This window comes from Massilia sp. KIM, assembly GCF_002007115.1.
Classification (GTDB): Bacteria; Pseudomonadota; Gammaproteobacteria; order Burkholderiales; family Burkholderiaceae_D; genus Telluria.
This window is the reverse complement of the sequence record NZ_MVAD01000001.1, coordinates 1,980,013-2,001,249: the sequence shown is the minus strand read 5'-3', so window position 1 is coordinate 2,001,249 and position 21,237 is coordinate 1,980,013. Positions and strand designations below refer to the sequence as shown.

Sequence of the window (21,237 nt, the reverse complement as noted above, 5' to 3'; positions counted from 1 at the left end):
TTTCTTCCGGAAGAGCGGAAATCAGCCGGCCTGGGCGTCCTTGGCCGGCTTGGCGGCGCCCGGCTGCACCAGCGATGTGGCGCGCTCGAACTGGGCTTCGACGGTCTGGACCGCCTGGCGGGTAGCCTGGGTCACCTGCTCATAGCCCTGGAAGGCATTGTCGATCGCCTTCTTGATGATCTCGACCGCGTTCTCCTGGCCCGGCTTGACGTTCTGGGTGACGTCGTAGATCAGGGCCGAGAGCGTGCTCTTGGCCTCGGCCACGTGAGCGTCGGCGGCGTGGCGGAACTCCTCGTGCATCTCGTCGATGATGGCCTTGAGCTGGCTGTGGTACTCGGCCGCGCTGGTCGCGCCCGGCTGCATGCGCGCCGACAGGGTCTCGAAGGCCGACTTCGGATCGCCGGCCTGGGCCATGCTCTTGCCTGTCTCCAGGCCGCCGGCCAGGGAGTTCTTCGCCGTGTTCATGTTGAGGGCGACAACCTGCTCGACCCCCTTGACCGTCTTGCTGGCCAGGGCGTTGAAGGTCTGCACCTGCAGGTCGAACAAGGTCTTGGTGGCGTTGGCAAACTGCTCCGGGCTGGTAAACATGCTGTCTCCTCAGTGATGGGATTGTGAAGTGAGCGCTGCGCCTGCGTTTGTATTATTTAACAACAAGTGGCTTTTCGCAACGCGCGTCACGATACGGACCCGCGAATTTCACCCAGCCTTCGCCCAGCGGAGTCTGGGAACAGGCGAGGGCGCCGTCGACCGTGCTGCGCCATTGAAAGTAGGGCGCCGGTGCGGCGAAGCTGGACGTTGCGGCAAGCAGGAGGGCGGCGGTGGCCGCGAAGCGAGGGAAGTGCATGGCCCCAGCTTAACCGTACTGGGCGCCAAGTCAAGCGGGGTCTTGAGCTTCCCATCGTGGGAAGGTGTATGCTGCTCCGGGAAACAACAGGAGAACACCATGGCCCAGCATTGCCCGCCGTCCGGCGGCAGCTTCAACATCGGCGACGCCGCCGCCGCGTCCGGCGTGTCCGCCAAGATGATCCGCCACTACGAGTCCATCGGCCTGATCGGCGCCGCGCGGCGCACCGAGGCCGGCTACCGCGTTTACGCCGAGCAGGACGTGCGCGTGCTGCAGTTCATCCACCGCGGGCGGGCGCTCGGCTTTTCCCTGGACCAGATCCGCGACCTGCTGGCGCTGTGGCAGGACAAGGAGCGCGCCAGCGCCGACGTGCGCGCCCTGGCTCGCACCCATATCGATGAGCTGAACCGCAAGATCGCGGAGATGGAAGCGATGCGCCGCACCCTGGAAGCGCTGGCAGCCTCCTGCCATGGCGACGCGCGTTCCGATTGCCCGATCCTGGACGACCTGGCGGCGCACTGAGCAGTAGAGGGAGGGCGGAAACGCAAAACGCCGTAACCCTCTTGCAAAGGCTACGGCGTTTTGCGGGACCAAGGTCCGATGTCCGGTAGAGTTTGGTGCCCACGGAGGGACTCGAACCCCCACACCTCGCGGCACATGGACCTGAACCATGCGCGTCTACCAATTCCGCCACGTGGGCACTGATACTGCTGACACTACTGTACTGCTGAGGTAGATTTTGGTGCCCACGGAGGGACTCGAACCCCCACACCTCGCGGCACATGGACCTGAACCATGCGCGTCTACCAATTCCGCCACGTGGGCACTGAATCAATCTGCACTGCTTTATCGTCTCGTATTCATTGGTGCCCACGGAGGGACTCGAACCCCCACACCTCGCGGCACATGGACCTGAACCATGCGCGTCTACCAATTCCGCCACGTGGGCCAATCAATACTCGACTACTTTACTACCTTACTGCTGCGGATAACAACTCCGGTAGAGTGGTGCCCACGGAGGGACTCGAACCCCCACACCTCGCGGCACATGGACCTGAACCATGCGCGTCTACCAATTCCGCCACGTGGGCACTGAACTGCTAACTCTGCTACAATAGCAGACTTTGTCATTTTTCGCTAGATCAACTTTCGTCGATCGCCGCGTCAAACACTGTCCCGCTACCGCTGCATCCCTCTCGCAACCAGCTTGCGCTCACTGCTGAAGGGACCGAGATTATAGCGGACGAAATACAAAAGTCAAAGAGCAAGCCGACATGGCGAAAGCATGTCCGCTTCGCGCATGGCGTTAGGCGAATCGCGTGGACCTCCGTTACACTACGCCTGTCAAGCTGTCAACGAAACCTGGGGCCGGATGCGGCGCCACATCTCTCACATCAACGGCAACAAGAATAAAGAAACCGATTTGAAGCAACCTACTCATACCATTCCAAGCCGCGAGGAAATCCTCGCCGTCTTTCGCGACGCCGCTGAACCGCTCGACGCGGTCGCGCTGGCGCGCGTCCTGAAGGTCAAGCCAGCCGCGCAGGAAGTGCTCGGACGCCGCCTGAACGCCATGGAGCGCGACGGCCAGATCCGTGCGGACCGCCAGTCCGGCACCTATATGCTGACCGACCACACCGGCTTCGTCGCCGGCCGTGTCAGTGCGCACCGCGACGGGTTTGGTTTTGTGATTCCCGAGGAAGGCGGCGACGACCTGTTCCTGTCCGACCGTGAGATGCAAAAGGTCCTGCATGGCGACCGCGTGCTCGCGCGCGTCACCGGCACCGACCGCCGCGGCCGTCCGGAAGGCTCGATCGTCGAAGTCGTCGAACGCGCCAACACCCACGTGATCGGCCGCCTGCTCAACGAGGGCGGCGTGTGGATCGTCGCGCCCGAGGACAAGCGCATCGGCCAGGACATCCTGGTGGCCGGCTCACCCGGCAAGGCCAAGGCCGGGCAGGTGGTCAGCGTCGAGCTGATCGAACAGCCGGGCCGCTTCCAGCAGCCGACCGGCCGCATCGTCGAAGTGCTCGGCGAGCTGGACGACCCCGGCATGGAGATCGAGATCGCGGTGCGCAAGTTCGGCGTGCCCCACGTGTTCTCCGCCGGCGCCCTCAAGCAGGCCGCCAAGCTGCCCAACGAAGTGCTGCCCGCCGACCTGGCCGACCGCGTCGACCTGCGCGACGTGCCCCTGGTCACCATCGACGGCGAGGATGCGCGCGACTTCGACGACGCCGTGTACTGCGAACCGGTGAAGATCGGCCGCAGCAAGGGCTACCGCCTGCTGGTCGCGATCGCCGACGTCAGTCATTATGTGCGTCCCAACGACGCCCTCGACGCCGACGCGCTCGAGCGCAGCACCTCGGTCTACTTCCCGCGCCGCGTGATCCCCATGCTGCCCGAGAAGCTGTCCAACGGCCTGTGCTCGCTGAACCCGGCGGTGGACCGCTGCACCCTGGTGTGCGACATGGTCGTGTCCGCCGAGGGCGAGGTCAAGGCCTACCAGTTCTATCCGGCCGTGATGCACTCGGCGGCGCGCCTGACCTATAACGAAGTGGCCGAGATCCTCGGCAACACCAGTGGTCCGGAAGCCCAGCGCCGTCCGGGCATCGTGCCCCACCTGCTCAACCTCAACGAGGTGTTCCGTGCGCTGCTCAAGGCGCGCCAGGAGCGCGGCGCGATCGACTTCGAGACCACCGAAACCTATATCGTCTGCAACCCGCTGGGCAAGATCGAGAAGATCATCCCGCGCACCCGCAACGATGCGCACCGCCTGATCGAGGAATGCATGCTGGCCGCCAACGTGTGCGCCGCCGACTTCCTGATCCGCCACAAGCACCCGGGCACCTTCCGCATCCACGCGGTGCCGACCGAAGAAAAGCTGAACCAGTTGCGCACCTTCCTCAAGCAGGTGGGCCTGAACCTGGGCGGTGGCAGCAAGCCGAGCGCGCGTGACTACGCCGAGGTGATGCAGCAGATCAAGGAGCGCCCGGACGCAGCCCTGCTGCAGACCATGCTGCTGCGCTCGATGCAGCAGGCGGTCTACAGCCCGGACAACGTCGGCCACTTTGGCCTGGCCTATGAGGCCTATGCCCACTTCACCAGCCCGATCCGCCGCTATCCGGACCTGCTGACCCACCGCGTCATCAAGGCCCTGCTGCAAGGCAAGAAGTACGAGCCCAAGGGCATCGAGCTGGGCAAGCTCAACACCACCCTGTCGAACTCGGCCCGCAAGCAGGCCGCCAAGGACCGCGCCGAAGGCAAGCAGAAGCAGGAAAAAGACCTGACCATCTGGGACGCCCTCGGCGTGCACTGCTCGGCCAACGAGCGCCGCGCCGACGAAGCCTCGCGCGACGTCGAGAACTGGCTGAAGTGCTTCTTCATGCAGGACAAGCTGGGCGAGGAATTCACCGGCACGATTTCCGGCGTGACCACCTTCGGCATCTTCGTCACCCTCGACACCCTGTATGTCGAAGGCCTGGTGCACATCTCCGAGCTGGGCGGCAACGACTACTTCCAGTACGACGAGGCGCGCCACGAGCTGCGTGGCGAGCGCACCGGCAAGCGTTTCGGCCTGACCGACCGCGTGGTGGTCAAGGTGGCGCGCGTGGACCTGGAGTCGCGCAAGATCGACCTGGTGCTGGGCGACCAGCAGGCGCTGGGCGCACCGGGCACGGCGCTCGGCGCCAGCGGTGAAGCTGCCGCGCTGCCGAGCCCGCTCGAGCGTGCGCGCCAGGCCGCGCAGGAGGCGCTGGAACCGAAGCCGCCCAAGTCGCGCAAGGCGCGCGCCCGGGCCCAGGCCGACGAGCTGCTGGCCCCGCCCATCCAGGCCGAGCTGGTGGTCGAGGAGGTCGAAGAAGAAGTCGTGTTCGTCCCGCCGCCACGCACTTCGCGCGGGTCGCGGGGCGGGTCGGCAGGCAAGTCCGCCGCCAGGAAGTCGGCGGCAAGCAAGAGCGCCGCGAAAGCTGCCTCCAATAGCGCACCCCAAGGGGGAGCCCAAGGGGGAACTCAAGGGGGAGCCCAAGGGGGAACCCAAGACGCAACCCAAGGGAAAACCCAAGGGAAAAACCAGGGGAAAACCCAAGGCGCACCCAAGGCGGCCAAGACCGCATCCAAAACTAGTAAAAGAAGTAAGTAATGAAAAACAAAATGATTTTCGGCTTCCACGCGGTGACTTCGCGCCTGCGTCACGAAGCCTCGTCGGTGGAAGAGATCTTCGTCGACGCCGAGCGCCATGACCGCCGCATGCAGGACCTGATCGCCAACGCGAAAGCGGCCGGCGTGCGGGTCATGCCGGTGGAGGCTTCGCGCCTGGACAAGATCGTCGGCACCCGCCGCCACCAGGGCGTGATCGCCTTCGCGGCCCAGCTGGCGCTGGCGCGCAACCTGGACGAGCTGCTGGATGCGATCGAGGGTCCGCCGCTGCTGCTGATCCTGGACGGCATCACCGACCCGCACAACCTCGGCGCCTGCCTGCGCGTGGCCGACGGCGTCGGCGCGCATGCGGTGATCGTGCCCAAGGACCGCGCGGTGGGGCTGAACGCCACCGCCGCCAAGGTGGCCAGCGGCGCGGCCGAGACCGTGCCTTACATCACCGTGACCAACCTGGCGCGCACCATGCGCGAGCTGAAGGAGCGCGACATCCTCCTGATCGGCACCTCGGACGACGCGGACAAGGGCTTGTACGAAGCCGACTTCACCGGGCCGGCGGCGCTGGTGATGGGTTCGGAAGGCGAGGGCATGCGCCGCCTGACCCGCGAGACCTGCGACGTGCTGGTGAGCATTCCCATGATGGGCTCGGTGGAGAGCCTGAACGTGTCGGTGGCCTCGGGCGTGTGCCTGTATGAGGCGCGGCGGCAGAGGATGGGGCGGGAGGGCTGATTCGTTCTGAGCAGCTGGGCTGCTGGCAAACTTGGGTCCCGGCCTTCGCCGGGACGACGTTTACAAGCTAACCAAGAAGACGGTACGGTCACTAAGAAGACTGATACGGTCGGCTCTATGCTGCTGCGACAGCACGTCGTCCCGGCGAAGGCCTAGGCGGCCCCGCCGTGACCCAAGTTCGCTCCGCAGCCACCTCCCCATCCTTCCCCCCGCTTTGACTTCACATTCAGCAATCCGCCCCCACATACGCTACCATGGGCGTTGACTTGCATTGGTGACCACCATGTTTTCCTCTCTTCGCGACGATATCAGGAGCATCATCGAACGTGACCCCGCCGCCCGCAACGGCTGGGAGGTGCTCACCTGTTATCCCGGCCTGCACGCCGTCATCCTGCACCGCTGGGCGCACGCCTGCTGGACGCTGAACCTGAAGTGGCTCGGCCGCTTCATTTCCTACATCGCCCGCATCATCACCGGCATCGAGATCCACCCGGGAGCCGTGATCGGCCGCCGGGTATTCATCGACCACGGCTTCGGCGTGGTCATCGGCGAAACCGCCGTGGTCGGCGACGACTGCACCATCTACCAGGGCGTCACCCTGGGCGGCACCACCCTGGTGGCCGGCGCCAAGCGCCATCCCACCCTCGAGCGCGGCGTCATCGTCGGCGCCGGCGCCCAGGTCCTGGGCGCCTTCACCGTGGGCGAATACGCCAAGATCGGCTCCAACGCTGTGGTCATCAAGCCGGTGCCGGCCGGCGCCACCGCGGTCGGCAACCCGGCCCACATCATCCGCAAGGAAGACCAGTCGCGCAGCGCGCGTGTGTTCGCGGCCTACGGCATCACGCCCAACGGCGACGACCCGCTCTCGAAAGCCCTGCGCCACCTGATCGACCACGTCGCCAACCAGGACGAGCAGATCGAAGGCATGAAGGCCACCATGAAGGCGGCCGGCCTGTGCTGCAATAACATCGCCGAGGGTGATAAACTCGATTCGGAACAGCTCAACCGGCTGGTCGACTAAGCACTTTTCCAGGAACGCGCATGACGAATGAAACGACTGGCGGCATGGACGCCGCAGCCGTATTGGACCCGATCGAGATCCGCGTGCTCGCGGTGCTCGCCGAAAAAGAGGCGCTCACACCCGACAATTACCCGATGTCGCTCAACGCCATCGTCAACGGCTGCAACCAGCTGTCCAGCCGCGACCCGGTGATGCAGCTCACCGACGAGGTGGTGCAGGACACCCTGCAGCGCCTCATCGAGCGCAAGCTGGTCAACGGCATCTCGCAGGCCGGCGCGCGCGTCATCAAGTACGAGCACCGCATGCGCATCAAGTGGACCCTGGAGCAGGACAAGGTCGCCGTCCTCGCGGTCCTGATGCTGCGCGGGCTGCAGACCGCCGGCGAGATCCGCACCCGCACCGGTCGCCTGCACGAATTCAAGAGCGTGGCCGAGGTCGAATCCGCGCTCCAGTTCCTGATCGATAAATACCCGCCGCTGGTGGCGCGCCTGGAGCGCGCCCCGGGCACCAAGGAGCCGCGCTACGGCCAGCTGCTGGGCGGCGAAATCACCGTGGTCGGCGGCGCCGAGCAGGTGAGCAGCGCCGCCGCCGGCCTGACCCAGGGCGGCCGCATCGGCCAGCTGGAGCAGGAAGTCGCGGCCCTGCGCGGCGAGCTCGAGGAGCTCAAGGCGCAGTTCGAGGCGTTTCGCCAGCAGTTCCAGTAGGCGTCTCGGCCGGGGTCAGCTCCACCAGGGCCTCGTCGCTCCAGTCACCCTCGTGCAACGGGATGCGGAAACCCCGTGCACTGCTCTGGAGCGGCTCGCTGCGTTCACCTTCCTTCAGCACGGCGGCGCTGGCCGGCAACTGGGTGCTGAACCAGAACCCGCGCTGCCTGTCGTTGAAGAAGCCGCACCAGTCGGTGGTGCGCAGCAGGGCGTTCACGGTCAGGGTCTTGAGCAGCCCGATCTCTTCCTTGGCGATCGCCACCTTCACCTTGCATTCGAGCCGCAGGTCGCCCAGGCGCCGCACATGGGCGGGCAGCCCCGGCGTGCGCACATGGGGCTCGATCCGGTAATGACGCCGCTTCTGGTTCAGCAGCAGCTCGCTGTCGGCCGCCAGGGCCGCTTCGCTGCGCGGCACCTCCAGCAGCCCGGCCGCGTCGATGGCGAGCGGCAGCAGGAAGCCATCCTCGCCTTCGAGCCGGGCGGCGAGCGGCCCGTCGCCGGTGGCGCGCGCCGTGCGCTCGACCCGGAAGCGCAGGGCGTCGACCTGGGGCGCAAGGGCGTGATGCCGGTCGAAGGCGTCCAGTCCGGCCAGGATCGCCTGGTACTTGCGCACCTCGGGGTCGCGCATGGCGCTGACGTGAATGGTGTCGGGACTGCTGGGTGGGGAGGGCTCTGCCGCGGCGGCCATGCCGCAGCAGAGTGTCGCGCCGATCAGGAAGCTGGAAACGGCGCGCATCGCATCAACCTTCGTCGCGCCAGCGGCGCAGGCGGGAGGCGGCGAACAGCATGGCGACGCCGGCGATCGCGCCCAGCCACACCCCGGGGCTGGCCAGCGCACTGTACGAATGCGCCAGCAGCAGGGTGCCGTCCAGGCCGCGGTCCATCTGGCTCAGCACGCTGTTGTCCATGTCGGCCAGCCAGATCGCCGGCACCAGGCCGCCCAGGCCGCGCGCCACCACTTCGTCGATGAACCAGTCGGCCGGCAGGCGCAGTCCGCCGAAGCGGCTGAGCAGGAAGTCGACCCACTTGAGCACCGCGATCGCGGCCAGCGGCGTGCCCACCGCCCACAGGAAGGGTTTCGAGCGCGCCCAGCTCGACACCAGCATCAGCCAGCCGACGGTCGGCAGGGCGAACAGGATGTAGAGCGGCAGGAAGCCCAGCAGGTAAAGCGGCGACAGGTAGAGGTTGCCGTCCGCCAGCACCGGCGCGACCAGGTTCAGGCCCTTAAGCGCGGAGCCGGCCAGGCCGATCGCGAGCAGGGCGAGCGACGCCGCGCAGCCGACCGCGAAGGTGATCAGTGGCGCCACCAGCAGGGCCATGGCGGCCTTGGACAGCACGGTCTCCTGGTCCGACAGGGGCAGCGACTTCCAGAACAGGATGCTGCGGTCGCGACGGTCGTCGTAGAGCGCGGCCAGGCAGTAGAAGAAGACCACCACCGGCAGCACCAGGAACAGCGGCGCCGAGACCGCCATGTAGCTCGAAGCCACGATGTCGGCCAGCTTGTGGCGCAGGGTGTGCGGGATGCCGTTGACGGCGACCACGTGGTGGCCGTCGACCTGCATGTCCAGGCCGGAAGTGACGGCCATGCTGTACAGGAAGCCGCCGCCCAGCATCGCCACCAGGGCCGCGCCGATCACCACCGGCGCCCAGAAGAAGGCGCCCTTGTGCTCCCAGAACTCGCGCCGGAGCAGCCATTTCATCGTGTTCACGCGGGTGTTCATGCGTAGGTTCCTTTCATGGTGGCGACGAACAGGTCGGCCACGCTGGGGTTGCGGGTTTCACCGAGGGCGGCCAGTTGCTCGCGCGAGACGCCGGTGCGGTTGGCGTCGAACAGCATGACCGATTTGCCGAACACGGTGCGCTGGTCGAGCGGCTGCAGGGCGTTGGCGGCGCTGACTTTCTCGGGCTGGACCATCACTTCCATGTAGCGCTCGCCGATTTCCTCCATCGAGGCCGAGAGCACGATCTTGCCTTCGCGGATGAACAGCAGGTCGGTCAGGATGTGCTCCACTTCCTCCACCTGGTGGGTGGTGATGACGATGGTCTTCTGCTCGTCGAAGTAGTCTTCCAGCAGGTTCTGATAGAACTGCTTGCGGTACATGATGTCCAGGCCCAGGGTCGGCTCGTCCAGCACCAGCAGGCGGGCGTCGATGGCCATCACCAGGGCCAGGTGGAGCTGGACGATCATGCCCTTGCTCATCTCCTTGACCTTCATGCTCGGTTTCAGCTTGGTGCTGGCGATGTAGCGCTCGGCCTTGCTGCGGTCGAAGCGCGGATGCACGCCGGCCACGAAGTCGACCGCGTCCTGCACGCGCAGCCAGCGCGGCAGGATGGCGACGTCGGCGATGAAGCAGACCTCGCGCATCAGCTCGTCGCGCTGGGTGCGCGGGTCGTAGCCCAGCACCGAGAGTTGGCCTTCGAAGGGCACCAGGCCCAGGGCCGCCTTGAGGGTGGTGGTCTTGCCGGAACCGTTGGGGCCGATCAGGCCGACGATGCGCCCGGCGGGGATGTCGAAGTCGATGCCGTCGACCGCGACCCGCTTGCCGTAGCGCTTGGTGAGACCCCGTGCGGAAATGATGCTGCTCATGCGGCACCTCCGGTTCCCGGCGCCTGCTCGGCGGCGCGCAGCAGCTGCTCGACGCTCAGGCCCAGGCGGCGGATGCGTTCGACCATGGCCGGCCAGTCCTCGCGGATGAACCGTTCGCGCTCGCTGGCCAGCAGTTTCTCGCTTGCTCCTTCGGTGACGTACATGCCTATTCCCCTTCGCTTTTCCACTAAGTTCTCGTCGACCAGTTCCTGGTAAGCCTTCGATACGGTGATCGGATTGAGTTGGTACTCGGCCGCGATCTGGCGCACCGAGGGCAGGGCGTCGCCGGCCTTGAGTACGCCGTCGAGCATCATGCCGACCACCCGCTCCTTGAGCTGGCGGTAAATGGGGGTGTTATCGTTCCAGCCGACTGACATCGCGGGCCTCCCTGGTCTTGCGGCGCAGCGTGGTTTCCATCCCTGCCTCCATGTTGGTGATGTGATGAAGTGGTGTTGTAGTGAAGTATAACAGTGGTCTTGTCATTGTCAACATGCATACGTCAACTCTTTAGGGGGAGGGAAGGCCGGGGCGGATGCCCCGGCAGGGTCGAATGCTCAGCCGTGCTCACGGCCAAGCCAGGGCCACGGGCGGACTCCGGCTTCAGGCGCCCGTCTCGGCCTTTTCAGCGTCGATGCGTCGGATCAGCACGCGCGCGATGCGCCGGTCGTCGGCGGCGGCGATCTCGAAGCGCCAGCCGTCACGCTCCAGCGCCTGGCCGCGCGCGGGCATGCTCTCGAACTGGGCCAGCAGGAAGCCGGCCAGCGAGCTGTACTCGTCGTCCTCGCCGACCAGGCTGTCGGTTTCCAGCAACTGCTCGAGCTGGTGCAGGTCCGCCGCGCCGTCGGCTTCCCACAATCCGGGCGCGAGGCGCTGCACGGCCGGCTGCTCGTCCTCGTCCGGGAATTCGCCGGCGATCGCTTCCAGTACGTCGATCGGCGTCAGCAGGCCTTGGACGCCGCCGTATTCGTCGGTGACCAGCACCAGCTGGCCGCGGGCGCGCTTGAGGGTCTCGATGGCCTTCAGCACCCCGGCCGCCTCGGGCAGCACGATGGGCTGGCGCAGGGGGCCGTCGCGGCCCTGGTCGTCGATCCGGCCGTGCAGCATCAGGCCGGCGATCAGGTCCTTGGTGCGCGCCACGCCGAGCAGCTCGTCGACCTGCCCGCGGCAGACCGGCATCTGGCCATGGGGCGACTCCTGCAACTGGCGCAGGATGGCGTCGGGCGCGTCGTTCAGGTTCACCCAGGACATGTCGGCGCGCGGGGTCATGATCGAGCGGATCGAGCGGTCCGCCAGGGTCAGCACGCCGCTGACCATGTTGCGCTCCTCGGCGGCGAAGGCCTCGCGCTGTGGCGAGGGCGCATCCTCGCCCTCGGGTGCGGCGGCGCTGCGGCCCTCCCTGCCCAGCAGGCGCAGCACGGCGTCGGCCGTGCGCTCGCGCAGGGGTGTGCGCGCCTGGTTCTTCAGGAAATTACGGCGCGCGAACTGGTTCAGGGTTTCGATCATGATCGAGAAGCCGATCGCCGCGTACAGGTAGCCCTTGGGGATGTGGAAGCCCAGGCCTTCGGCGACCAGGCTCAGGCCGATCATGAGCAGGAAGCTCAGGCACAGGACCACCACGGTCGGGTGGGCGTTGACGAAGCGGGTCAGCGGCTTGGACGCCAGGATCATGACGCCGATCGAGATGACGACGGCCGCCATCATGACGCCCAGTTCGTCCACCATGCCGACCGCCGTGATCACCGCGTCGAGCGAGAACACGGCGTCCAGCACCACGATCTGGGCCACCACGGCGCCGAAGCCGGCGTAGGCCCGCGAATTGCTGGGAGCGTGCACCACGCCTTCCAGGCGCTCGTGCAATTCCATCGTGGCCTTGAACAGCAGGAACAGGCCGCCGACCAGCAAGATCAGGTCGCGTCCGGAGAAACTCAGTGAGCCGAGCGTGAACAGCGGCGTGGTCAGGGTCACCAGCCAGGACACGATGGTCAGGAGGCCCAGGCGCATCCCCATCGCCAGCGACAGGCCGATCAGGCGCGCCTTGTCGCGCTGGTGCGGCGGCAGCTTGTCGGCCAGGATGGCGATGAAAATCAGATTGTCGATGCCGAGGACGATTTCCAGCAGCACCAATGTAAACAGACCCACCCAGATGGTGGGGTCGAACAGCCATTCCATTGTAAAACCTCGTACGTGTAAGAACAGGGAGCCCGGCGATGCGGGCGGATGCCTCCAGGACCGGCGCGGCGCGTCCGCATGGGACGGGCAGGGCGGGACCGGAAGGGCGCGGCGTCCTAGCGGGCGGGCGGGGGCTTGATGGGCGGGAAGGCGGGATTGGCCCGCAGCGGGCGCAGGTAGGAGGGCGCGGCCCAGGTCGGCTGGAAACGGACGCCGGACTGGCGCGGCTCGTGCGCGGAATCGTAGAGGTCGCCCGTGGAAGGCGGCTCGTCGGGATCGAGCTCGCAGCGCTGGTCGCAGTCGAAGTCGGCCGCGCCGAGGTCCGCGAGCGCCGGTTGCCCGGCCGCCTCCAGGGCGACGCCGTGCGCCGCGCTGGCGGAGCTCGCGAGCGCCACCAGGTTCAGGGGGAAGAGCAGGATCAGGAAGACGAGGAAGAGGCGCCGCATGAGGCTAGAGGGCCTCGTGGCGGGTGATCGTGCCGTCGTGGGCGAGCGCGAGCCAGCCGCCGCGCCGCGGTTCGGCGTCCAGCTCCCAGTCCGGCAGCACGTAGCGCAGCTTGCCGCCGGTCTCGTGCAGCGCCGGCCGATGGGTGTGGCCGTGGATGATGGCGTCGGCACCGGTAACGTCGAACAGGGCCTGCACCGCCTCCGGCGAGACGTCCATGATCTCGTAGGCCTTGCCGGCCTGGGCCTCGCGGCTGCCTTCGCGCAGGCCGGCGATGATGGCCTTGCGCTGGGCCAGCGGCATGGCCAGGAACTGGCGCTGCCAGGCCGGATCGCGCACCTGGGTGCGGAAGGCCATGTACTTGGTGTCGCGGGTGCACTGGGCGTCGCCATGCACCAGGGCGTAGCGGCGGCCGCCGGCCTCGATCAGGTGGGGTTCTTCCAGCAGGCGCAAGCCGGCGGCTTCGGCGAAGCCCGGCCCGACCAGGAAGTCGCGATTGCCCGCCAGCCAGTACACGGCCACGCCGGCATCGGCGACGGCGCGGATGGCCGCGATCACGCGCTGGTGGAAGGGCTCGGCCAGGTCGTCGTCGCCGGCCCAGTATTCGAAGATGTCGCCGAGCAGGTAGAGCCGCTCGGCATGCACGGCGCGCTCGGCCAGGAAGCGGAAGAAGGCTTCGGCCGTGCGCGGGTGCGATCCCTGCAGGTGCAGATCGGAAATGAAGAGCGCCAAGGGCGCGGGCATCGTCATCGGATCGACAGGTGCAGCTGGTGCCAGCGCAGACTCGACGCTGGCGTCATCAGACGATCTCGACTTTCTCGATGACGACCGGGTCGACCGGCACGTCCGAGTGCATGCCGCTGCGGGTGGTCTTGACGTTGTTGATCTCGTCCACGACTTCCTGGCCCGAGGTCACCTTGCCGAACACGGCATAGCCCCAGCCGTCCTGGCCCGGGTAGTTCAGGAAGGCGTTGTCCTTGGTGTTGATGAAGAACTGGGCCGAGGCCGAGTGCGGGGCCGAGGTGCGGGCCATGGCGATCGTGTACTTGTCGTTCTTCAGGCCGTTCTTGGCTTCGTTCTCGACGGTGGCGTCGGTGGCTTTCTGCTTCATGCCCGGCTCGAAACCGCCGCCCTGGATCATGAAGTCCTTGATGACGCGGTGGAAGATGGTGTTGCTGAAGTGACCCTTGTTGATGTAGTCCACGAAGTTGGCAACGGTCTTGGGCGCTTTCTCGGCGTCCAGTTCGATGGTGATGTTGCCCTTGTTGGTGGTCATGAGTACGGTGGTCATGGTGTGTCCTGTTCAGTTGGTTATTGTTGAGACGCTTCCGGTTGTGGCGCGTATTTTACAAGCTTGTCGCCTTTTAGTTGGGTAGCGGACTTAATGAAGATCGGCGTGACCGGCACGTTTTCCATGCCGCGCACGTCGTCCACGACCACGGCCTTGATCTTGTCCACCACTTCCTGGCCCTTCACGACCTTGCCGAATACCGTATAGCCGCTGCCGTTCACGTTGGGGTAATCGATGCCCGAATTGTCGGCGACGTTGATGAAGAATTGCGAGGTGGCGGTATCGGGATGGTTTTCGCGCGCCATGGAGATGGTGTACGGCTGGTTCGACAGCCCGTTGTTCGATTCGTTCTGCACCGGCTTGCGGGTCTTGCGGCCTTCAAATTTCTCGTTCATGCCGCCGGCCTGGATCATGAAGCCGTCGATCACGCGGTGGAAGATAGTGCCCTTGTAAAAACCCGATTTCACGTAAGCCATGAAATTCGCGACCGTCTTGGGCGCCTTTTCCTGGTCCAGTTCGACCACGATCTCGCCCATGCTGGTCTTGATCGAGACCTGGGGATTGTCGGCGGCCAGCACGGCCCCGGACAGGAGCAGGCCGCAAGCGGCGGCGGCGAGGCGAACGAGGACGGAACGGCGGGACGGTGCGGTGATGGGCATCTGGCTTCCTCTGGTGGACATGGCGCAAGGTACTGTCAAGGGTTTTCCCGAAAAATAAAAGCTGGGCCATATGCGGCCAGACAGGATTTTATCAATGCTATACTTTGCGCAGAACGTCCCATTCTATCAAATAAGAACAACACCGAGGATCAAGACGAACCCGACGCAGGCCCCGCCCGGCGTGCGCCTTTCATGGCGCCCACGCCCGGCCCCGGCATTGCCGGCTCGTCTTCCTCTCCGAAACGATATTCGATGAGCCAACTCAAGATTTACAACACGCTCGCGCGTGACAAGCAGGTGTTCGTACCCAAGGTCTCCGGCAAGGTCGGCATGTATGTGTGCGGGATGACGGTCTACGATTACTGCCACGTCGGGCACGCGCGGATGATGATGGCCTTCGACGTCATTTACCGCTGGCTGCGCGCCTCGGGTTACGAGGTCACCTATGTCCGCAACGTGACGGACATCGACGACAAGATCATCAAGCGCGCCGTCGAGAATGGCGAAACCATCGGATCGCTGGTGTCGCGCTTCGAAAAATACATGGACGAGGACACCGCCGCCCTGGGCATCCTGCCCCCGAGCGTGGTGCCGCACGCCACCCAGTACGTGCCGCAGATGCTGTCCATCATCGAGAAGCTCGAACAGAAGGGCCTGGCCTACCGCAGCGAGGACGGCGACGTCAACTACGCCGTGCGCGGCTTCGAAGGCTATGGCAAGCTGTCGGGCAAGTCGCTCGACGACCTGCGCGCCGGCGAGCGCGTCGACGTCAACAGCACCAAGCGCGACCCGCTCGACTTCGTGCTCTGGAAGGCCGCCAAGGACAGCGAACCGGCGGAAGCCAAGTGGGACTCGAAGTGGGGCCAGGGCCGTCCGGGCTGGCACATCGAGTGCTCGGCCATGTCCTGCGCCACCCTGGGCGAACATTTCGACATCCACGGCGGCGGCGCCGACCTGCAGTTCCCCCACCACGAGAACGAGATCGCGCAATCCGAGGGCGCCTTCGGCGGCCCGATGGTCAACTACTGGATCCATAACGGCTTCGTGCGCGTGGATAACGAAAAGATGTCCAAGTCCCTGGGCAACTTCTTCACCATCCGCGACGTGCTCAAGAAGTACGACGCCGAAGTGGTGCGCTTCTTCATCCTGCGCGCCCACTACCGCAGCCCGCTCAACTATTCCGACGTCCACATCGACGACGCCAAGGGCGCGCTGACCCGCCTGTACACGGCCCTGGCCGACGTCGAGCTGGGCGCGGACACCCCGGCCGTGGACTGGGACGAGACCCGCGCCCGGCGCTTCCGCGAGGCCATGGACGACGACTTCAATACCCCGCTGGCCGTGGCCGAGCTGTTCGACCTGGCGGGCGAAGTCAACCGCACCAAATCGGTGGCCGCTGCGCGCCAGCTCAAGGCCCTGGCCGGCGTGCTGGGCCTGCTGGAGCGTTCGCCCCAGCAGTTCCTGCAGTCGGGCGGCCAGCAGGAGGGCGGGCTGTCGGAGGAGGCCATCCTGGACGCCATCGCCCGCCGCGCCGCCGCCAAGAAGGCGCGCGACTTCGCCGAAGCGGACAAGATCCGTGCCGAACTGACGGCTGCCGGGATCGTCCTGGAAGACAAGCCGGACGGCACGAGCTGGCGCCGCGCGTAATGGCAGCGAACAAGGACAAGACGGCCGGCGCCGTGCCGGACGCCCCGGCATCGGCGGCTCCCGCGGGCGGCGCCGAGGCGGCCGCGCCCGGCGTGTTGTCCGTGCCCGCCTACTGGGCCGAGGCCAAGCTCGAACTGATGCAGCGCGACCGCATCATGAACAAGCTCATCCCCCAGTTCGGCGACCTGCACCTGCGTGGCCATCCCGATCCCTTCACCACCCTGGCGCGCTCGATCGTGGGCCAGCAGGTGAGCCCGAAGGCGGCCGACCTGGCCTGGGGCAAGCTGCTGGCCCTGTGCCCCAAGCTCGCGCCCAGCCAGGTGATCAAGGTTGGCGCCGTCCAGCTGGCCGGCTGCGGCCTGTCCAAGCGCAAGACTGAATACATCCTCGACCTGGCCGACCATTTCAAGGCCAAACGGGTCCACGCCGACCTGTGGTCGCAGATGGAAGACGAGGCCGTCATCGCAGAGCTGGTGCAGATTCGCGGCATTACCCGCTGGACAGCGGAGATGTTTTTGATATTTAATCTGCTCCGGCCGAACGTCCTGCCCCTCGACGACCCCGGCCTGATCCAGGGTATCAGCCAGAATTATTTCTCCGGTGAACCTGTTTCGCGCAGCGATGCGCGCGAGGTGGCGGCCAACTGGGAACCCTGGCGTACGGTGGCCACTTGGTACTTATGGCGTAGTCTCGACCCGGCCTCGGCGGCCAACTGATAGTCGCCGCAGCGCCCGTTACGGTAAAATAGCGCCCGATTCGCCGCGCGCACGGAAACGCTGCGGCCACGAAACAACCCGGAGGTACAATGACTAAAACAACTTTCCTCAGTTTTGAGCAGCCGATCGCCGAGCTGGATTCCAAAATTGAAGAGCTGCGGTTCGTGCAGGACGACTCCGCCGTCGACATCTCCGAAGAGATCGACCGCCTGGCCAAAAAGAGCCAACAACTGACCAAGGACATCTACGCCAAACTGACTCCGTGGCAGGTTTCCCAGATCGCGCGTCATCCGCAGCGTCCCTACACCATGGACTACGTGAACGCGATCTTCACCGATTTCCATGAACTGCACGGCGACCGCAGCTTTGCGGACGACCAGTCGATCATCGGCGGCCTGGCCCGCTTCAACGGCCAGGCCTGCATGGTCATCGGTCACCAGAAGGGCCGCGACACCAAAGAGCGCGCCATGCGCAACTTCGGCATGCCCAAGCCGGAAGGCTACCGCAAGGCCATGCGCCTGATGAAGCTGGCCGAGAAGTTCGGCCTGCCGATCTTCACCTTCGTCGACACCCCGGGCGCATTCCCCGGCATCGACGCCGAGGAGCGCGGCCAGTCGGAAGCGATCGGCCACAACCTCTACGTCATGGCCGAGCTGAAGGTGCCGCTGATCGCCACCATCATCGGCGAAGGCGGTTCGGGCGGCGCGCTGGCGATCGCCGTCGGCGACGCGGTGCTGATGCTGCAATACGCCACCTATTCGGTGATCTCGCCGGAAGGCTGCGCCTCGATCCTGTGGAAGACCTCGGAGCGCGCCGCCGATGCGGCCGACGCCCTGGGCCTGACCGCCCACCGCCTCAAGGCCATGGGCCTGATCGACAAGATCGTCAACGAACCGCTGGGCGGCGCCCACCGCGACCCGGCCCAGATGGCCCAGCTGCTCAAGCGCGCCCTGGCCGACACCCTGCGCCAGTTCCAGGGCATGAAGACCAAGGACCTGCTAGACGCCCGTCACGCCAAGCTGATGAGCTACGGTAAGTTCAAGGAAACGCTGGCCCGCGAAGAGTGAGCCGTTCCACCGCCGGCGCCCTGCCGGCCGCTTTCGCGCAGGCCATGCACGGCCTGCGCGCGCAGTATCCCGATGCTTCCCCTGCGATCGCCCTGAGCGGCGGACTCGATTCCATGGTCCTGCTGCGGCTCGCCCATGCCTGGGCGGCGGAGCAGGGCGTCGCGCTGTCCGCCTTCCACGTCCACCACGGGATCAGCCCGCATGCCGATGCCTGGCTGGCGCATTGCGAGCGCGCCTGCGCCGCGCTCGGGGTCGCCTTCGATCACCGCCGCGTGAACGTCACCAGGGACAAGTCCGGCCTCGAGGCCGCCGCCCGCCGCCTGCGCTACGCGGCGCTGGGCGAGATGTGCCGCCTGCATGGCGCCGGCCTGCTGCTGACGGCCCACCACCTCGACGACCAGGCCGAGACCGTGTTGCTGCAACTGCTGCGCGGCTCGGGCCCCGCCGGACTATCCGGCATGGACGCCGCCAATCGCGCGCCCGGCCTCCTGGGAAGCGAGGAACTCGTGATGGCGCGCCCGCTGCTGACGCAGAGCCGGGCCGCGCTCGAAGCCTATGCCGCCGCCTCGGCCCTGGCCTGGGTCGAGGATGAATCGAATCTCGATCCGCGTTATGCGCGCAACGCATTACGCCATCAGGTGATGCCGGCCCTGGCGTCGGCCTTCCCGGGCTTCCAGGAGCGGATCGCGCGCAGCGCGGCGCACGCGGCGTCCAGCCAGCGCCTGCTGGACGAGCTGGCGGCCCAGGACCTGGCGGCCAGCCTCGACGGCGAAGCCCTCGACCTGGGGCGCATCGCCCACTTCAGCCCGGACCGCATCCACAACCTGCTGCGCCACCTGTTCGCCGTGCGCGGCCTGGCCATGCCCTCGACCGCCTGGCTGGAAGAGATGGTGGCCCAGCTGTTCTCGGCGCGCGAGGACGCCCAACTCAAGGTGACCCATCCGGGCTGCCACATCCGCCGTCATCGCGGCAAGCTCCACCTCACCCCGCGCCTGCCCGACCTGGCCGGCATGCGCGACCCGGACGACATCGGCGTGCTGCAGCGCGATGGCGAGCACTTCCGCTGGACCGGACAGGCGGCGATCGCCTTTCCCGCCTATGGCGGCGTGCTGCATTTCGATATCGGGGAAACCGGTTTCGACCCGGCCTGGCTGAAGGCGCAGGACTTGACGATCGATTTTCGCAGCGGCGGCGAGCGCCTCAAGCCGGCGCCCAACCGGCCCACCCGCAGCCTCAAGGCCCATTTCCAGGCCCTGGGCGTGCCAGCCTGGGAGCGCGAGCGCCTGCCGGTGGTCAAGCGCGGCCTGGACCTCCTGTTCGCGGCGGGCATCGGCATGGATTGCCATCTTCAGGCTAGAGGCGGGGAAGGGCTGGTGGCCCTGCGCTGGGAAGCGAATCCCGCATAGTTTCTATGCGATAAAGGTATTACTTTATTTTCTTTTCGTATAGCTTTTTAGCTTCCGAGCCTTGTGATGGCGCGCTGCAGCATGCTAGAGTAAGAGTCCCCTTTGATCTTTCTACAAGCTGGAACTCTTCCTGATATGGCTTTAATTGTCCACAAATACGGCGGGACGTCGATGGGCTCGACGGAACGCATCAAGAATGTCGCGGCCCGGGTGGCCAAGTGGCATGACGCGGGTCACCAGATCGTGGTCGTGCCCTCCGCAATGGCTGGCGAGACCAACCGCCTGATTGGCCTGGCCAAGGAAATCATGCCGCAGCCGGACCCGCGCGAACTGGACATGATCGCCTCGACCGGCGAGCAGGTGTCGGTGGGCCTGCTGGCCATGGCCCTGCTGGCGATCGGCAAGGATGCGGTGTCCTACACCGGCTGGCAGGCGGGTATCCGCACCGATTCCTCCTTCACCAAGGCGCGCATCCAGTCGATCGACGACACCCGCGTGCGCGGCGACCTGGATGCCGGCAAGATCGTGATCATCACGGGCTTCCAGGGCATGGACGAAGATGGCAATATCTCGACTCTTGGCCGGGGCGGCTCGGACACCTCGGCGGTGGCGATCGCGGCCGCGCTGAAGGCGGACGAGTGCCTGATCTACACCGACGTCGACGGCGTCTACACCACCGACCCGCGCGTGGTGCACGAGGCGCGCCGTCTCTCGAAGATCACCTTCGAGGAGATGCTCGAACTGGCCTCGCTGGGCTCGAAGGTTCTGCAGACCCGTTCGGTCGAATTCGCGGGTAATTACCAGGTGCCGACGCGCGTGCTGTCGTCGCTGACCGATCCCCTGATGTCGCTGGAAGAAGAAGCCAACTCCGGTACCCTGATTTCGTTTGAGGAAGAGAGCAACATGGAACAAGCCGTCATCTCCGGCATCGCGTTCAATCGCGACGAAGCAAAGATCACCATCCTGGGCGTGCCGGACAAGCCGGGCGTCGCCTTCCACATCCTGGGCCCGATCGCCGACGCCAACATCGAAGTCGACATGATCATCCAGAACCAGTCGGTGGACGGCAAGACCGATTTCACCTTCACGGTCTCGCGCAACGACTACGTCAAGGCGATGAACGTGCTCGAGGGCCAGAAGGAAGCCCTGGGCGCGACCAAGGTCATCGGCGACGCCAAGGTCTCGAAAGTCTCGGCCGTGGGCGTGGGCATGCGCAGCCACGTCGGTGTGGCCTCGCAGATGTTCCGCACCCTGTCGGAAGAGGGCATCAACATCCTGATGATCTCGACTTCGGAGATCAAGATTTCGGTGCTGATCGACGAGAAATACATGGAGCTGGCCGTGCGCGCGCTCCACAAGGCATTTAACCTCGAGCAAGCTTAACTTTTTTCAAAATTTTGGTCGTGTTTTCTTGACCAAACGAGCACCGACCATTAATATGCGTGCTCTCAGTGCTAGCGATGCTTGCTGGTACTGAAAGGAGGCGTGGCCGAGTGGCCGAAGGCACTTCCCTGCTAAGGAAGCATACGGGCTTAAACCTGTATCGTGGGTTCGAATCCCACCGCCTCCGCCAAGTTAGATGAAAAAAGCCACCGCAAGGTGGCTTTTTTCTTTGTTGGCCCGACAGGCGAGCAGGGCGCCTGCGCGCCCTGCGGGTGGGATTCGAAGGGCATCGCGTACTCGCGATGCCGCGGCCTGCAGGATGTAGGCGAATCCCTTCGCCTCCGCCAAGTTTGATGAAAAAAGCCACCGCAAGGTGGCTTTTTTCTTTGTTGGCCCGACAGGCGAGCAGGGCCCTGCG

At 65.8% G+C, this 21,237-nt stretch carries 20 protein-coding genes and 5 tRNA genes; 11 read left to right on the top strand and 14 right to left on the bottom strand.

The features are described from left to right. Positions 1 to 21: 21 nt before the first annotated feature. Positions 22 to 588 carry a phasin family protein gene (locus tag B0920_RS08605; RefSeq protein WP_078032103.1) on the bottom strand — a complete coding sequence of 189 codons (567 nt, stop codon included), beginning with the start codon at positions 586 to 588 and terminating at the stop codon, positions 22 to 24. Between the two features lie 355 nt (positions 589 to 943). Between B0920_RS08605 and cueR the strand changes: the two genes are divergently transcribed. Then, positions 944 to 1,366 (top strand): Cu(I)-responsive transcriptional regulator, encoded by a 423-nt coding sequence (gene cueR, locus B0920_RS08595; protein ID WP_078032101.1) that lies wholly within the window; start codon positions 944 to 946, stop codon positions 1,364 to 1,366. A 93-nt stretch (positions 1,367 to 1,459) separates the two neighbouring features. Here cueR and B0920_RS08590 read toward each other — a convergent pair. From B0920_RS08590 to B0920_RS08575, 4 genes are all read right to left on the bottom strand, one after another. Then, positions 1,460 to 1,544 (bottom strand) — tRNA-Leu (locus B0920_RS08590). Between the two features lie 40 nt (positions 1,545 to 1,584). Then, positions 1,585 to 1,669: transfer RNA gene (locus B0920_RS08585), tRNA-Leu, on the bottom strand. Between the two features lie 39 nt (positions 1,670 to 1,708). Then, positions 1,709 to 1,793 (bottom strand) — tRNA-Leu (locus B0920_RS08580). 57 nt (positions 1,794 to 1,850) lie between these two features. Continuing rightward, positions 1,851 to 1,935 (bottom strand) — tRNA-Leu (locus tag B0920_RS08575). Positions 1,936 to 2,267: 332 nt separating this feature from the next. On the opposite strand from B0920_RS08575, the gene rnr reads away from it, so the two are divergent. From rnr to B0920_RS08555, 4 genes are all read left to right on the top strand, one after another. Next, complete coding sequence (gene rnr / locus B0920_RS08570) at positions 2,268 to 4,982, top strand: ribonuclease R (protein ID WP_179119121.1); 2,715 nt, start codon at positions 2,268 to 2,270, stop codon at positions 4,980 to 4,982. Next, a complete protein-coding gene (rlmB, locus tag B0920_RS08565) occupies positions 4,982 to 5,725 on the top strand; it encodes a 23S rRNA (guanosine(2251)-2'-O)-methyltransferase RlmB (RefSeq protein WP_078032100.1) in 744 nt (247 codons plus the stop codon). The genes rnr and rlmB overlap by 1 nt, the downstream gene beginning before the upstream one ends. A 283-nt stretch (positions 5,726 to 6,008) precedes the next feature. Beyond that, the gene (gene cysE / locus B0920_RS08560) at positions 6,009 to 6,746 is read left to right on the top strand and encodes a serine O-acetyltransferase (protein ID WP_078033347.1); all 738 of its coding nucleotides are present in this window, start codon (positions 6,009 to 6,011) and stop codon (positions 6,744 to 6,746) included. Positions 6,747 to 6,766: 20 nt separating this feature from the next. Continuing rightward, positions 6,767 to 7,450, top strand: a complete 684-nt coding sequence (locus B0920_RS08555) for a YceH family protein (protein ID WP_078032099.1) — start codon at positions 6,767 to 6,769, stop codon at positions 7,448 to 7,450. Here B0920_RS08555 and B0920_RS08550 read toward each other — a convergent pair. The 9 genes from B0920_RS08550 to B0920_RS08510 form a co-directional block, all read right to left on the bottom strand. Beyond that, positions 7,410 to 8,186, bottom strand: a complete 777-nt coding sequence (locus B0920_RS08550; protein WP_078032098.1) for a hypothetical protein — start codon at positions 8,184 to 8,186, stop codon at positions 7,410 to 7,412. The genes B0920_RS08555 and B0920_RS08550 overlap by 41 nt on opposite strands. Before the next feature lie 4 nt (positions 8,187 to 8,190). Then, positions 8,191 to 9,171, bottom strand: coding sequence for a hypothetical protein (locus B0920_RS08545; RefSeq protein ID WP_179119120.1), 981 nt, complete (start codon positions 9,169 to 9,171; stop codon positions 8,191 to 8,193). Beyond that, the gene (locus B0920_RS08540; protein ID WP_078032097.1) at positions 9,168 to 10,037 is read right to left on the bottom strand and encodes an ABC transporter ATP-binding protein; all 870 of its coding nucleotides are present in this window, start codon (positions 10,035 to 10,037) and stop codon (positions 9,168 to 9,170) included. Before B0920_RS08540 ends, B0920_RS08545 begins: the two co-directional genes overlap by 4 nt. Continuing rightward, positions 10,034 to 10,414, bottom strand: a complete 381-nt coding sequence (locus B0920_RS08535) for a GntR family transcriptional regulator (protein ID WP_078032096.1) — start codon at positions 10,412 to 10,414, stop codon at positions 10,034 to 10,036. The genes B0920_RS08540 and B0920_RS08535 overlap by 4 nt, the downstream gene beginning before the upstream one ends. Positions 10,415 to 10,637: 223 nt before the next feature. Next, positions 10,638 to 12,206, bottom strand: coding sequence for a TerC family protein (locus B0920_RS08530; RefSeq protein ID WP_078032095.1), 1,569 nt, complete (start codon positions 12,204 to 12,206; stop codon positions 10,638 to 10,640). A 116-nt stretch (positions 12,207 to 12,322) separates the two neighbouring features. Further along, positions 12,323 to 12,652, bottom strand: coding sequence for a hypothetical protein (locus B0920_RS08525; RefSeq protein ID WP_078032094.1), 330 nt, complete (start codon positions 12,650 to 12,652; stop codon positions 12,323 to 12,325). Between the two features lie 4 nt (positions 12,653 to 12,656). Then, positions 12,657 to 13,400 carry a UDP-2,3-diacylglucosamine diphosphatase gene (locus B0920_RS08520; RefSeq protein WP_078032093.1) on the bottom strand — a complete coding sequence of 248 codons (744 nt, stop codon included), beginning with the start codon at positions 13,398 to 13,400 and terminating at the stop codon, positions 12,657 to 12,659. A 49-nt stretch (positions 13,401 to 13,449) separates the two neighbouring features. After that, positions 13,450 to 13,941, bottom strand: a complete 492-nt coding sequence (locus tag B0920_RS08515) for a peptidylprolyl isomerase (protein WP_078032092.1) — start codon at positions 13,939 to 13,941, stop codon at positions 13,450 to 13,452. Positions 13,942 to 13,961: 20 nt separating this feature from the next. Next, positions 13,962 to 14,600, bottom strand: coding sequence for a peptidylprolyl isomerase (locus B0920_RS08510; RefSeq protein WP_078032091.1), 639 nt, complete (start codon positions 14,598 to 14,600; stop codon positions 13,962 to 13,964). Between the two features lie 252 nt (positions 14,601 to 14,852). Here B0920_RS08510 and cysS point away from each other — a divergent pair, with 252 nt between their 5' ends. The 6 genes from cysS (at position 14,853) to B0920_RS08480 (ending at position 21,009) form a co-directional block, all read left to right on the top strand. Then, on the top strand, positions 14,853 to 16,247 hold the full coding sequence (cysS, locus tag B0920_RS08505; protein WP_078032090.1) for a cysteine--tRNA ligase: 1,395 nt from the start codon (positions 14,853 to 14,855) through the stop codon (positions 16,245 to 16,247). Further along, positions 16,247 to 16,963, top strand: coding sequence for a DNA-3-methyladenine glycosylase (locus B0920_RS08500; RefSeq protein WP_078032089.1), 717 nt, complete (start codon positions 16,247 to 16,249; stop codon positions 16,961 to 16,963). Before cysS ends, B0920_RS08500 begins: the two co-directional genes overlap by 1 nt. Positions 16,964 to 17,052: 89 nt before the next feature. Further along, positions 17,053 to 18,030 carry an acetyl-CoA carboxylase carboxyltransferase subunit alpha gene (locus tag B0920_RS08495; RefSeq protein WP_078032088.1) on the top strand — a complete coding sequence of 326 codons (978 nt, stop codon included), beginning with the start codon at positions 17,053 to 17,055 and terminating at the stop codon, positions 18,028 to 18,030. Next, positions 18,027 to 19,436, top strand: a complete 1,410-nt coding sequence (gene tilS, locus B0920_RS08490; RefSeq protein WP_373887876.1) for a tRNA lysidine(34) synthetase TilS — start codon at positions 18,027 to 18,029, stop codon at positions 19,434 to 19,436. Before B0920_RS08495 ends, tilS begins: the two co-directional genes overlap by 4 nt. Positions 19,437 to 19,571: 135 nt before the next feature. After that, positions 19,572 to 20,819, top strand: coding sequence for an aspartate kinase (locus tag B0920_RS08485; RefSeq protein WP_078032087.1), 1,248 nt, complete (start codon positions 19,572 to 19,574; stop codon positions 20,817 to 20,819). A gap of 96 nt (positions 20,820 to 20,915) precedes the next feature. After that, positions 20,916 to 21,009 (top strand) — tRNA-Ser (locus tag B0920_RS08480). Positions 21,010 to 21,237 lie beyond the last annotated feature (228 nt).